Source organism: Micromonospora xinjiangensis (assembly GCF_056150165.1).
This window is the reverse complement of the sequence record NZ_JAXCFO010000004.1, coordinates 558402-571404: the sequence shown is the minus strand read 5'-3', so window position 1 is coordinate 571404 and position 13003 is coordinate 558402. Positions and strand designations below refer to the sequence as shown.

The window sequence follows — 13003 nt, the reverse complement described above, 5'->3', positions numbered from 1 at the left end:
ACTCCCTCATGCTTGGTCTGGCATCAAGTCTAGGTGGCAAATCTTTTGGTTCACAACCTAGTTGAGGGCACGCCTATTCCACCCCGCCCACGACTGATCGACCGCCCGGCAGGCGGGTTGCGGAGGGCGGGCCGGGCCGGCCCGGGTCACCCGCGGGTGAGACGTCCCGTCCGGTGGCGGCGCCAACCGCGGCCACGCCGGGCTCTCATCCCGGCCCGGTTCATGGCACGGACCATGAACCAGCAGACGAGGGAGAGCGAGCCGAGCAGGACGAGGGTCCAGACCCGCCACGCGGTGTTGAGTTCGAACAGGTCCGGATAGAGCCCGACGACCCCGGCGACGGCGGCCACGGCGAACAGCAGTTGAAGGCGCCGCTGGAAGGACGCGGTGCGCAGGGTCGAGACCTGTTCGAGGATGGCGCGTACCTGCTCCAGCCGGCGCTGGGCCGCCTCCGCGTGCCGCTCCACGCGCAGCGCGTCGATGAGAAAACGGGCGACGGCCACCCGCACCGGATCGCGGAACATCAGGTCCACGTTGCCGATCTCGGCCAGCCCGTGCACGAGTTCCAGCTGCACCCGCGCCAGGTGCGCGACCCGGCGATCGCTCGTCTCGGCCGGGTTGGTGATCAACCGCTCGTCCTCGTGGTCGCCCGGGTCGACGCCGATCCAGAGCTGGCAGAAGAACCACTGCGCGTGGATCTGCCCGTACATCTCCTGCACGATGTCCAGCGCGTCGGTCGTCGCCGCGCCGCGCAGCACCGCCACGGTGGACCAACCGCTGGACCGCACCACGACGTCCTCGACGCGGAGTTCGGGCCACTGGTCGACGGATCCGTCCCCGGAGCGCGGAGTCCGCGCGGTGAGCCCGAGCAGGACGTCGACCAGGTCGAGGTCCGCGGGCTCCTCCGCGACCTCGCGCAGCACGAAGAACTGCCGCATGTTCTGGAAGGGGTAGCAGCGCTCGCGCGGGCGGAACGCGGGGCAACCGAGCAGCGCCCGGCGCAGCCGGGTGACGTGCGGGGCGACCACCCAGCCCGCGTGCGCGCTCCGGTTCTCCTCGGCGGAGCGGCGGTAGGAGGCCAGGTTGGCCGACAGCACGCCGACGTCGTCGAGGTAGTCGAAGTAGTCCGCGTTGTTGGCGGCCACGTGGTCGCCGTAGAAGCGTGGGAGATCGTCCTCGGTCAGCGGCCGCGACGGTCGGGACAGGCGCAGGTCGACCGACACCACGCCCAGGGCGGAGTACACGACCAGTTCGGTGCTCACCTGCCAGGTGACGTCGCGCAGGCGCACCTCGGAGTCGGGCAGCCGGATCGTCAGCGTGGGCGGGTGGGTCGCCAGGTAGGAGATGTTGTAGGAGCGGGCGTCCCGGTCGTCGACGGCGTCGATGGACACCTCGCCGAAGCCCTGGAGGACGGGCATCACCTGCCACACGTCCTCGATGACCCCACCGAGGTCGAACTTGACGGGCACGTAGACGTGATCGATTTCCAGCGACACGCGGACTCCGGAGTGATCGAGGACGATGCCCGACCCTAACCTGCCGGCGCACGCGGTCAGCCGCGGTCGTCCACACCGGACGGCGTCCGGCCGGTGTGGACGAACCGGGCCACGGCGCCGGTCACCCGACCGGTGCGCCCCCGAGGGCGCCGGCGGGCGCCGGATCCTGAGCCTGCCGGTAGCGGCTCACGGCTCGGGAGCGGAGCTACCGCGCGTCCTCGCGCACGTGGTCGCGCCACGAGTGCCGGGGCTCGTAGCCCAGCATCCGGCGGGCCTTGCCGATGCTGAGCAGGGTCTCGTGCTCGCCGAGATCCTTGCGGATCTCGACACCGGGGTACACCTCGGCCATGAGGTCGGCGCTGGACCGGCTCATGACCGTGTCCGCGTTGGCGATGATGAACACCTCGGCCCCGGGCCGGTCGTACGCGAGCGCCCGCTCGACCGCCTGCGCGCCGTCACGGGCGTCGATGTAGCCCCACAGGTTCCATCGACGCAGCCGAGGGTCGGCGTCGAAGGACGGGAACCGCGCGTAGTCCTCGACGTCCATGACGTTGGAGAAGCGCAGGCCGACCATGACCAGCTCCGGGTCCCAGCGGCAGAACTGCCGCGCCATCTCCTCCTCGAGCACCTTGTTGAGCGCATAGGTGGACTCCGGGCGCGGCGGGTACTCCTCGTCCACCGGCGCGTACGGCGGTGGGGTGTCGAACGGCAGCCCGAGCACCGTCTCGCTCGACGCCCACACCACCCGCTTGATGCCCGCCGCCCGGGCCGCGGCGAAGGTGTTGTACGTGGCCGCGGAGTTGTTCGCGAAGGTCGAGGCGTTGGAGAGCAGCCCCGGTGCCGGGACGGCCGCCAGGTGCACGACCGCGTCGATACCGCCACCATGTTCGTCGACGCCGCCGGTGAACGCCTCGACCACCTGTCCGTAGTCGGTGAGGTCGACGAGGAGGAACTCGCCGTCGACGTCGCGGGGATCGCGCCCGGCGGCGCGGTCCACCGCGAGCACGTCGACGCCGACGTCGCGCAGGTGCGCCACCACGGCGCGACCGAGTTTGCCGGTGGCCCCGGTGACGACGACGCGCCGAGGACGCGCGGAGATCGCTTCGCTCATGGTCACATCCTCGCTCCCGTCACCCGGCGACGGGAACCCGGCCTCCGGTGCGGCGACGCGACGGGTCGCGTCCCGCGGCCGGCCTCCGCGACACCCCCGGTCCGGGGAGGGCGCGACGAGCGCGGACGCGACCGGCCGGCTCAGGCGAGGATGGCGTCGACCACCTCGGTGGCGCGCCACTCGTGCTGGGCGTACAGCCAGCCGAACGCCGACACCTGCACGGCCTGGGCCGCGTCGGTCAGCGGGAGGTCCTGCCAGCCGGGCACCTGCTCCAGCGCGGCGAGGAACTGTCGGGTGGCGTACGCCGGGTCCATCAGGTCCTCGACGCTGCCCCAGCCGGAGCTCGGACGCTGCTGGAAGAGCCCGACCGAGTCGTGGTCCCAGCCGATGGCCTGGTGGGGGTAGTTCTGCGACTCGGGCAGCACGCCGCTGGCGTAGTTGTAGAGGTTGCTCTCCTGCATCGCGGTCGCCACCGCGATGACCAGCGCGCGCCGGGGCACGCCCATCTCGCGACCGGTGCGGACGATCGTCTTCGCGTTGTTCATCTGGGCCTGGTCCAGGCCGGCCACGGGAAGGATCCGCTTGCGCTTGGGGGTCGTCTTCTTCTTGGCGGTGGGCTTCGCGGCCGGCGAGGAGGAGGGCACCGGGGCCGTGGTGGCGGGGGCGGAGGTCGGGTCCACGGGCTGCCGGGACAGCCCCCGGGAGGCGGCGTCGGCCTCCGCGCGCTGGGCGATCTCGGCGCGCTGGTCGGGGGTGGCGGACCGGCCAACGGGGTCCGCGCCGATCAGGGTGACGCCGACCAGGCCGAGGCAGCAGACCGCGCCGGTGGCGACGGTCATCCGGTTGCGGCGGGGACGGGCGATGAGGCGGTCGCCCAGGCGGGCGAGGCGGGTGCGGAGCGATCCGACCGAGAGCCGGGGCGGAAACACGCTCGCCGGCCGATCGGTGGAGGTCGTGTCGTCCGAACGGTCAGCCGGGGTGCCGGGGCCCTGGGGGTCGTCGAGGTTGCCGTCGTTACGCATTCGACGAGGCTAGACAGGAGTAACCGCCGTGACCCGGGGTGATGGGGTGGGAGGTGTCACACTTTCCGCCGCCACAACGGGAGTCCCGGGGCCAGGCCGCCGACGCCGGGGACGACCCTCACGATCAGGGCGAATAACCCATCGGCGTTCCCGGGCGTCGCCGCGGGCAGGAAGGGCACGGAAGACCGGAGGCCACACGGTGATCCACTAACTCACCCTTTCGGGTGAAGTCCGATTCCCTCTTTCGGGAGGGTCTCGTCCGTAGATCGTGGCATTCGCCCGGCAATGGGCGCTCGTTCTGAACGGTGATCATTTGCCGGCACGGTGGCGATCCGTCCACCTTCACGCCGGTACCGGCCTGGGCCGCCGGGACCCGGCCCAGCGGCGCCGGCAGGACAGGACCACGATGATCAGGATCAGGGACAGCAGCGGCATCGGGTGGCCCAGGACGAGGGCGAGCGTCAACTCGGCGATCCCGCCGAGGACGGCGGCGACGAAGACCCAGCGCGGCCCGGTCCCCGCCACGGCCCGTCGGCCCTCGCGGACGGTGCCCCACGGCTTGCGTACGGACAGCCACCCCTGGAACGCGATCGCGCCGGCCATCAGCGCCGTGCCGACGACGAGGCGCAGCGAGGGCCCGGCGGTCATCGACTCCGTCAGCGTCGGCGACAGCACGAAGATGCCGAGGTAGACCTGGACCATGCTGATCGCGAACTTGATCAGCACCCACCAGTGCACGAAGAAGCCCCAGGGCGTGGCCGCGGCGAGAACGATGCCGGTGCAGGCCGAGACGCCGGCCATCGGGGCGAGCAGGCGGCCGTCGACATGGTGTGCCATCGAGGTCGCCGCGTCACGCACGGCCAGGTCGTCCGCGGCGAACCCGACGGCGAGCAGCACGCACAGCGTCATGGCCTGCGCCATCCACCCGACCGAGGTGAGGATGTGCAGCCACACCGTGAGTTGACGCCAGCGCTTGACCATGCGTCCGATCGTCCCCGCGGCCGGGCCCGACCGTCATCGGAGAAAACCCGGGAACCGGTGCCAGGGTTCTCCCGGAGACGAGTGCCCACCGTCGATCCCTCCTGTCGAATGCCATCTATGTTCCCGTCGCCGTACGGACACGGACCGGGCGTCCGGGACCGCGATAATCCATCGCAGTCCATCGATCCCTCGGACGAGGAGCGCACATGCTCGACAAGAACAGGACGTCCCGGCGCCGCCGGGTGGTGAGGGCGCTGGCGGCGGCCGGCGCCGCGACGGTGCTGGCGGTGACGCCGGTCGCCGCACCCGCGCCGGCGAGCGCCGCCGTCAGCCGGGCCGACCTCGCCCTCCGCTGGGCGCCCATCCACTACCAGGACGTCGACGCGACCGGCGCCCACGCCCTGGGCGGCCGGGCCGACTACATCACGAAGGTCGACTTCGACGGCGACCTGAACGGACGCAACAACTGGGACCGCGCCGGTCAGGCCGGCACGTCGCTCGCGGCGCACGCGTACTACTCCGTCGTCGAGACCAGCACCCACTGGTACATCACGTACCTGTTCTTCCACCCGCGGGACTGGACCGACCACCCGTTCTTCGAGACCGAGCACGAGAACGACGGTGAGGGCGTGCTGCTCGCGATCGAACGGGACGGCTCCACGTACGGCGTCCTGCGCGCGGCCGTCACCGTGGCGCACAGCGACTTCTACTCCTACACGCCCAGCGGCAGCACCTGGGCCTCGGGGCGGGAGTCCGTCGACGGCACCCTCCAGTTCCAGCCGTCACCGCACGACGCGTTCACTCATCCGGTGACCGCGCAGGAGGCACAGGGCCACGGCCTGAAGGCGTACCCGCAGTACACGATCAACGGCGACGGCCTGGTCTACTACCCGTCAACCGTGGCCGAGACGCCGAGCGACGGCAACGACCGGGACGTGCGGTACGAGCTGATCGACATCTTCGCCGCGGACGGCCTGTGGGCGCAGCGATCGAACTCGACCCTCTTCGCCGGCCTCGGCACGTTCGCCGGCGACACCTCGGGCGACTGCGGATCCGGCACGTGGAGCTGCTCCACCAACTCCGCCAACGCCCCCTGGGGCTGGGACGACGGCAACGACCTGCCGGCCCGCGGTGAGATCGCCAGCGACCCGGCGAAGCTGTCCGCCGAGTACTTCACCGTCCCGGCGGGCCTCGCCCGCAGCTACACCTACAACCCGTACGCCGGTGCCGCGGCCGCCCTCGCGGAGGCGGCCCGGACCGCACCGCCCGTCGTCGACTGACCGGCGCGGCGGGGGCGTGGCCCGTCCGGCCACGCCCCCGCCCGGCCTCACGCCCACCCCTCCTGGCTCAGCCGGATGCCGAGCTGGAGCCGGTTGTGGACCCCGTAGGCCTGCATGATCCGGTGCACCCGCCGCTGCACGGTCCGTTCAGCCAGGGCGAGCTGGCGGGCGATCGCCTTGTCGGTCAGCCCGGTGACCAGCAGGTGGACCACCTCCTGGTCCTCCGGGTCGAGGCGGGACCCGGCCTGTGACGTCCTCGTCGCCGGTTTCGGGGCGAGCGGCGTGGCCTGCTGCCAGAGCGTCTCGAACAGCAGGCACAGCGAGTCCAGCAGGGACGACGGGTGGATGACGGCGGCGACCGAGATGGCCTCCGGCGCGGTCTCCATGGGCAGCATCGCGATCCGCCGGTCGCCGATCACCATCTTCAGCGGTATCCCCCGGATCACCCGGGCCACCTCGCCGGCGTCGATGAGGGTGCGGATCGCCTCGTACTTGCCGGGCACGTTGAGGGCGGTGTGGTCGTAGAGGCAGCGGTAGCTCGTCGTCCCCTCCGCGAGCAGCTGGCTCTCCAGTGGGTTCCCCGGCTCGTCGCTCGCGTACGGCGGCGCGTCGATGATCAGGACCTCGCTGGAGGTCCGCTGGATCTGCTCGAAGCGTTGCAGGCTGGCGCCGCGGCCCACCGCGATCTCGATGAGTTCGGCGGGCGCGGTGGCGCGTCCCGCCCGGCGCCACCGATCGGCGAGCTTGCCGGCGAGGGCGCGGGCCTTCGCGATCTCCTGCTCCCGCACCCGGGCCAGGTTGTCGAGCGCGACGTCGGGGGCCACCGCGGTGTGCCGCGTCGGCAGCCCGGCCAACGTGGTGACCAGTCCCTTGGCCTCCAGTGCCGCCAGCACGGCGGCGGTGGAGCCGGCCGAGGCCGGGCTCCAGCTCGCGGCCAGCTCGGCGGCGGTCACCGCCGGCCGGTCCACCAGCAGAAGGTAGAGCGACGTCTCGTCGGCCGTCAGGCCCAACGGTTCGAGATCCACCGCCACCGCTCCCCGAGGCTGACATGTTCCCGCCGATGGCGTGAAGACGATCGGTCGATGCTAGCCGACATTGATCCACACCGCGATCCGGCGCTGCGCGGGCCCTCGCCTCGCCCGCCAGGCCGGCCCGCGCCGGCACCCTCAGGAGACGGGACGGTCCTGACGACCGCTCCGGCCCCGGTCCGGCTGGCCCGGCGCGCCCTCGTCGAGGACCGTCAGCAGCCGGCGTACGGCCGGCAGGGCCTGGCGGATCGCGTCCCGCTCGGCCTCCTCCAGACGCGCCAACGCCGCCGACAGCACCTCCTCGCGGGCCCTCCCCCACCGCGCCAGCCGGTCCTCGGCCGCCGCGGTCAGGTGCAGGCGGGCGACCCGACGGTCGGTCTCGTCCCGTACCCGGGTCAGCAGCCCCGCCGTGACCAGCTCCCCCACGATCGTGGACACCGTGTTCGGCACGAGCTGGAGCCGCTCCGCGACCCCGCCGGTGCCGATGCCCGGGTGCTCCTCCACCGCGCATCGCGGCAGCGCGCCGACGACACGAGCAAACCCTCGCCCGTGCCCGCACAGCACTGCGCCAGTTCGAAACCACCGGCGAGCCCGTCACCTACGCCAAGGTCGCCGCGGCGGCGAAGGTCAGCCGGGCCCGGCTATACAGCCAGCCTGACGTCCGAGCAGCAGTGGAACGGCTACGCGATATCAACAACCGATCCACTGGCGTCGCCGTCCCCACCCGTCAGCGCACGAGCGAAGCCAGCCTGGTCCGCCGCCTTGAGACGGCGCACCGCCGCAACCGGGAACTCACCCGGCAGGTCGCCGAGCTCCGAGAACTGCTTGCCGCTGCCCATGGGGAATTACGCGATAGCCGCGCCGGACGCACCACACCTATGTGATGAGCAGCGGTTTCACTCACGCGCACGGCGCTGCGTCGGCTTGGGTTTGCGGATGAGTCGTTCAGGCTGGGTCGCGCGAACTGAACTGGATGCCGGCGAGTCGCCACCCGTCGGGTAGTTCGATCCATGTCTGGCTCAGGCGGACTGTCAGTGTCATCACTTCACCACGCCAGGTCGCCCGGCTGAGCTGGACGCAGCGCACGATCGCGGCGCGGTCGTAACAACGTACGTCGAGTTCGGTTGTCGTCAGGGACAGGTAGGCGAAGTCGGCGTGTCGGTCGATCCACTGCCGTTTGTCCAGCAGGTAGCCCCGCTCGCCGATGGACATGAAGTCATCCGCCAGCAGGGCGTTCAAACGGTCCGTGTCGGCGTGCAATTCAGCGTGGTCGAATGCTCGCTGGAGTTCGCGGATGTCGGCTGTCACGTGAGGGTCCTGTCGCGCGTGTTGTCTGGGTAATCGGATTGCGAGAAGCGCCGATGGCAGTGTGTTTCACATCGTGACGACGAGTTTCCCGGTCGTGTGCCGGCGGACGAAGTCGACGCATGCTTGAGCGCCCTGGTTGAGGGTGTAGCGGCGGCCGATCGTGGCCGGTAGTTCTCCGCGGATTGCCAGTTCACCGACCTCGCGCATCCCGCCGAAGGTGCCGTCCATGTCCAGTACGAAATGCAGACCGACGTCGTCGCGGCCGATCCAGTCCTGCCGCGGTACCGGGTAGGTGATCGTGAGGAGGCGTCCACCCGAGCGGATGACGCCGGCGACTCCGGCAAGGTGGTCACTCGGCAGGACCAGGTTGAACGCGATGTCGACGTCGGAGGGGTATTCGGATTCCGCGTACCCGATGGTGTTGTCGGCGCCGAGAGCGCGGAGGATGCCAGCGTCAGCGGCGGTCGCGGTGGCGATCACCCGCGCCTTCGCGGCGGCGAGCAGCGGGATCACCGCGGTTCCGACGCCGCCGGTGGCGCCAATGACCAGGGCGGTTTCGCCGGGTTTCACCTTGGCAGTGGCCATCAGCGCGCGTGCGGTCAGGCCGACGGTGGGCAGGGCGGCCGCCTGTTCGATGTCGAGGCCGGCCGGGCGGTGCGCCAGGAATGGGGTGTCGGCCTCGAAGACCGCGTACTCGGCCAGTGAGCCGGTGCTCAGCGACGGCCGGGTCGCACCGGCCATCGCCCGCAGCGCCCGCGGCACGGCCTGGCCGAAAATCTCGTCGCCGACCTGGTAGGCCGTCACGCCCGCGCCGACCTCGCTGACCGTGCCTGCGAAGTCGTTGCCCGGAACGTGTGGGAACTCCAGTGGCACGACGTCACGGAAATCGCCGCTGGGCAGCCGGACGTCCGCCGGGTTGATCGAGGCGGCGGCGATCCGGACCTGGATCTGCCCCGGCCCAGGCTGGGGCACCGGCACATCTCCCACGGTGTATTGCTCGGGCGGCCCGTATCGGGTCACGACAACTGCCTTCATGCGTTCCTCCATAAACGGACCGATCGGTCATGTTATTGGTGGCGAAGCTAGCAATAAACGGACCGCGCGGTCAACTTGTTAGGGTGGCAACGTGACCTCGACCCGCCCGTTGCGTGCTGACGCCGCCCGCAACCGACGGCTGCTACTGGCAGCCGCCGCCGATGAGTTCGCGGAGCGTGGCCTTGACGTCTCGGTCGCCGACATCGCCCGCCGGGCCGGTCTCGGCAAGGGCACCCTGTTCCGTCACTTCGCCACGAAGGATGACCTGCTCGCCGCGATCGTCCTCGATCGGATTGGCGCGCTCAACGCCGTCGGCGAACAGCTGCTCGACGCGGCGGACCCGGGCGCCGCGCTGCTGGAGTTCCTCACCGTCGCCGCGGACCAACAACGGCAACGCGACCTGTCGTTCCTGCAGGAAGCCGGCGAGCTGAACGCGGACGTGATCAGGGCCCGCGAGCGGATGTTCCGGATCGTGCACGAGCTTGTCGACCGGGCTCGTGAGCACGGCGCCGTACGAGCCGACGTCACCGGCGCCGACGTCATCCTGCTGATGTGCGCACCCAACTACGTCACCAGCTACGCGCCAGACGCCCCTCCCGACCTCTGGCGGCGATACCTCGCCATCATCTTCGACGGCCTACGCCCAGAAGGGGCCCACCCGCTGCCCCACCCGCCGCCAGCCGCCCCTTGACGCCGCAACACAGGGTCTGACCGCTGGTGCTGCTGGCGCGTCTGGGTTCGCTCGGCTGAACGCACTTACGGGGGAACGGAGACCGCCGGTTGCACCTGGTTGAGCACGTTGGCAAGCAACGTCATGGACATGTCCATGACGCAACATCACCGCACGAGCCACCAGCCGATTGGCCGACCCGAGATAAACGGCGAACTCGTCGTGTGGGACCGCGGCCGCACCAGCTTCGCGCAGCTCCAGCGCCGCGTCACGGCCGGGCGGGGACTGCTGCGCGTGACGCACGAGCGCCCCGCCCACTATGTCCTGTTCGACCTGCTCGCCGACGCCGGCGGGCAGCCGATCCTGGACCTCCCGCTGTCCCAGCGGCGGGCCCGCCTGGAGCGGTTGCTCGCCGGCGCCCCCACCCAGCTCACCCTCACCCCACAGACGACGGACATGCGGCAGGTGGCGGACTGGCTGACCCACTGGACCGTCGCCACGGGCATCGAGGGGGTCGTCAGCAAGCGACGCGGCGGTCGGTACGAACCCGGCCGGCGTGGCTGGTCCAAGTACCGCACGCGAGTGACCACCGAGGCGATCGTCGGTGGGGTGACCGGCGGCATCGGCGACCCGGAGACCGTCCTGCTGGGTCGCTTCGACCGGCGCGGGGCCCTGCGGTACACCGGCCGGACCCATCCGCTCGGTGCCGACCAGCGGGCCGAGCTGGGGGCGCTGCTGTCCCCGCCGCGCCTGCCGCGTCGCGGCGCCGGCGGACATCCCTGGCCAGAGCCGCTGCCGGCGGCCTGGTCCGGGCAGCTCGACCACGCGGAGCCGCTGCCGTACGCGCGGGTGGATCCCACCGTGGTGGTGGAGATCGACGCCGACATGGCCTTCGAGCACCAGCGATGGCGGCACCGGGTGCGGTACACGAGGGCCCGGCTCGACATGTCGGTCTACGACGTGCCGCTGCTCCTCGGCGAGGAGGAGGGCTACTTCGGCGAGCCGTGACACCGCCCGGTGACGGCGGGGCGGCGGTGACGAGGTCGGGGTCCGCGAACGCCGGCGTGCCACGGCGGCGTCCGTCGCCCGCGGCGAGCTGACCCAGCGGAGTCCGCGCCACCGTCCGCGACGAGCGCCCGCGCCCGGTCGCGGGTGCTCGTCGCGGAGAAGCCCGGCGTCGACGACGAGCGGCACGCCGACCCGGTCACGCAGCCCCTGCACCGGCGAACCCGCCGGCTGGGGGTGCACCACGCCCGCGATCGGCCAGGGCGAGCCGGATGTCGTCGAGGACCAGTGCGTGGTGCAGCGCGCCAGCGGCGGCCGCGCCCGCGCCGATCGACATGGCCACGTTCGCCATGGCGTTCACCACGTTCCCGGCCGCCCACACGCCGTCGACGCTCGTCCGGCCGCTCTCGTCGACGGTCACGAACCAGCCCCACGGGTGCTCCGTGCGGTCGGCACCGAGCTGCCGGAGGGGCTCGTCGCGGGGGATCAGCCGCGGGATGGTGAAGATGGCGTCCAGCTCGACCTGCCGGCCGTCGGCCATCTCCACCCCGACAAGCCGGTCGTCGCGGGAGACGACACGCCGCACCGGTCCTTCCTCGATCCGGATGCCGCGCGCCTCGAACGCCGCGAGCGCCTCCTCGTCGGGCACGCCGACCGCGTCGGGCAGGTAGGTGATCGAGGCGGACCACTGCCGCAGCAGCTGGGCCTGGAACACGCTGCCCGGGCCGGTGGCGAGGATCCCGATCCGCTGGTCCCGCACCTCGTAGCCGTCGCAGTACGGGCACACCGCCACGCCGCGACCCCACCGTTCGGCCAGGCCGTCGAGGTGGGGCAGCTCGTCGCGGGCCCCGGTCGCGACCAGGAGCGTGCGGGCCCGCACGATCTCGCCGTCGGCGGTCTCGACGGCGAACCCGTCGCCGTCGCGTCGGGTGGTCGCCGCCGCGGCGTCCAGGATCGTGCCACCGTACGACTCGACCTCGCGCCGCCCCGCCGCGAGGAGGTCCGCGGGCGGCTTGCCGTCGTGGCCGAGAACAGCGTGCATGTGCGCGGCGAACCGGTTGCGCGGCGCGCCGCTGTCGAGCACCACGACCCGGCGCCGCGCTCGCCCGAGGGTGAGCGCGGCGCTCAGGCCGGCGGCGCCGCCGCCGATCACCGCGGCGTCCCAAGAGATCTGATTCATGCGTCCACGGTGCGCCGGACACCTTCACACCGCAAAGAAAGTTGCTATTTCCGCAAAATGAGCGGTCAGCGACCGGCCAGCAGGTCCGCCGTCAGCGCGCGCAGCCGCCGCCGGAAGCGCGGATCGTAGGCCTCGTCCGCGGCGCGCGCCTCGTGCCCGCTGTCGAAGTAACGGCCGGTCACGCCCGCGAGGTCGGCACCGTCGACCAGCCGCCGCACGGCGGACACCCCCTTCTCCAGGGTGTCGACGACCTCCAGGCCGGTCCGGCTGGACATGGTCGTCGGCATGTACGACGCCGGGTGGACGCTGTTGGCGGTGACGCCGCTGCCCGCGAGCTCCTCGGCCAGGTCGATGGTGTGGCTGATCAGCGCGAGCTTCGATCGGCTGTACGCGGCCGGCTCGCTGAAGTCGTGCGCGAACTGCGGGTCGTCGAAGTCGATCGGTTGCTGACCGATCGAGGCGACGTTCACCACGCGTGCGGCCGGCGCGCGGTGCAGCAGCGGCAACAGTTCCCGGGTGAGCAGCACGGGCGCCAGGTAGTTCACCGCGAGACGCAGCTCGTGGCCGTCGCGGGAGAGCTGTCGGGTGGTGCCGTCCACGTGGAAGCCGACGCCGGCGTTGTTGACGAGGACGTCCAGGCTGGCGTGCGCGCCGGCGACGTGCGCCGCGAGGCGCTTCACCTCGTCGAGAGAGGAGAAGTCCGCGCGCAGTGGGGTGCCACCGGTGGCCCGGGCGACCTCGGCGAGCCGCCCGGCGTCCCGCCCGTGCAGCAGGAGCTGGTGCCCGCCGGTCGCGGCGAGGTCCTCGGCCAGCGCGCGGCCCAGGCCGTCGGAGGCTCCGGTGATCAGAATCAGTGACATCGTCCGGTCCTTTCGTGGAGTGCGCTG

The 13003-nt window shown here is 71.6% G+C and carries 14 protein-coding genes; 4 read left to right on the top strand and 10 right to left on the bottom strand.

What is annotated here, in order from left to right; all coding sequences use genetic code 11:
• Positions 1-146 precede the first annotated feature (146 nt).
• From SM573_RS17990 to SM573_RS17975, 4 genes are all read right to left on the bottom strand, one after another.
• On the bottom strand, positions 147-1496 hold the full coding sequence (locus SM573_RS17990) for a hypothetical protein (RefSeq protein ID WP_474616631.1): 1350 nt from the start codon (positions 1494-1496) through the stop codon (positions 147-149).
• Positions 1497-1701: 205 nt separating this feature from the next.
• Positions 1702-2607: an NAD-dependent epimerase/dehydratase family protein gene (locus tag SM573_RS17985; protein WP_474609820.1), complete on the bottom strand. Its 906-nt coding sequence runs from the start codon at positions 2605-2607 to the stop codon at positions 1702-1704.
• A gap of 140 nt (positions 2608-2747) precedes the next feature.
• Positions 2748-3629, bottom strand: a complete 882-nt coding sequence (locus tag SM573_RS17980; RefSeq protein WP_474609821.1) for a peptidase M23 — start codon at positions 3627-3629, stop codon at positions 2748-2750.
• 342 nt (positions 3630-3971) lie between these two features.
• Positions 3972-4610: a hypothetical protein gene (locus SM573_RS17975; protein ID WP_474616630.1), complete on the bottom strand. Its 639-nt coding sequence runs from the start codon at positions 4608-4610 to the stop codon at positions 3972-3974.
• Positions 4611-4816: 206 nt separating this feature from the next.
• On the opposite strand from SM573_RS17975, the gene SM573_RS17970 reads away from it, so the two are divergent.
• Positions 4817-5890 carry a hypothetical protein gene (locus tag SM573_RS17970; protein ID WP_474616629.1) on the top strand — a complete coding sequence of 358 codons (1074 nt, stop codon included), beginning with the start codon at positions 4817-4819 and terminating at the stop codon, positions 5888-5890.
• 47 nt (positions 5891-5937) lie between these two features.
• On the opposite strand, the gene SM573_RS17965 is transcribed toward SM573_RS17970, so the two are convergent.
• Both SM573_RS17965 and SM573_RS17960 read right to left on the bottom strand, forming a co-directional pair.
• Entirely contained in the window at positions 5938-6915 is a 978-nt protein-coding gene (locus tag SM573_RS17965) for a LuxR C-terminal-related transcriptional regulator (protein ID WP_474616628.1), read from the bottom strand.
• A 141-nt stretch (positions 6916-7056) separates the two neighbouring features.
• Complete coding sequence (locus SM573_RS17960) at positions 7057-7422, bottom strand: MarR family winged helix-turn-helix transcriptional regulator (RefSeq protein WP_474609825.1); 366 nt, start codon at positions 7420-7422, stop codon at positions 7057-7059.
• A gap of 5 nt (positions 7423-7427) precedes the next feature.
• Between SM573_RS17960 and SM573_RS17955 the strand changes: the two genes are divergently transcribed.
• A complete protein-coding gene (locus SM573_RS17955; RefSeq protein ID WP_474616714.1) occupies positions 7428-7802 on the top strand; it encodes a DUF6262 family protein in 375 nt (124 codons plus the stop codon).
• A gap of 61 nt (positions 7803-7863) precedes the next feature.
• Here SM573_RS17955 and SM573_RS17950 read toward each other — a convergent pair whose 3' ends face one another.
• The gene (locus SM573_RS17950) at positions 7864-8226 is read right to left on the bottom strand and encodes a nuclear transport factor 2 family protein (RefSeq protein WP_474609826.1); all 363 of its coding nucleotides are present in this window, start codon (positions 8224-8226) and stop codon (positions 7864-7866) included.
• A gap of 66 nt (positions 8227-8292) precedes the next feature.
• Positions 8293-9261, bottom strand: coding sequence for an NADP-dependent oxidoreductase (locus tag SM573_RS17945; protein WP_474609827.1), 969 nt, complete (start codon positions 9259-9261; stop codon positions 8293-8295).
• Positions 9262-9352: 91 nt separating this feature from the next.
• Here SM573_RS17945 and SM573_RS17940 point away from each other — a divergent pair, with 91 nt between their 5' ends.
• A complete protein-coding gene (locus tag SM573_RS17940) occupies positions 9353-9952 on the top strand; it encodes a TetR/AcrR family transcriptional regulator (protein ID WP_474609828.1) in 600 nt (199 codons plus the stop codon).
• Positions 9953-10087: 135 nt separating this feature from the next.
• Positions 10088-10939, top strand: coding sequence for an ATP-dependent DNA ligase (locus SM573_RS17935; protein ID WP_474616627.1), 852 nt, complete (start codon positions 10088-10090; stop codon positions 10937-10939).
• 196 nt (positions 10940-11135) lie between these two features.
• Here the strand turns inward: SM573_RS17935 and SM573_RS17930 are convergent, their stop codons facing one another.
• Positions 11136-12116: an NAD(P)/FAD-dependent oxidoreductase gene (locus SM573_RS17930; protein ID WP_474609830.1), complete on the bottom strand. Its 981-nt coding sequence runs from the start codon at positions 12114-12116 to the stop codon at positions 11136-11138.
• A 65-nt stretch (positions 12117-12181) separates the two neighbouring features.
• Entirely contained in the window at positions 12182-12976 is a 795-nt protein-coding gene (locus SM573_RS17925) for an SDR family NAD(P)-dependent oxidoreductase (protein ID WP_474616626.1), read from the bottom strand.
• Positions 12977-13003: the final 27 nt, after the last annotated feature.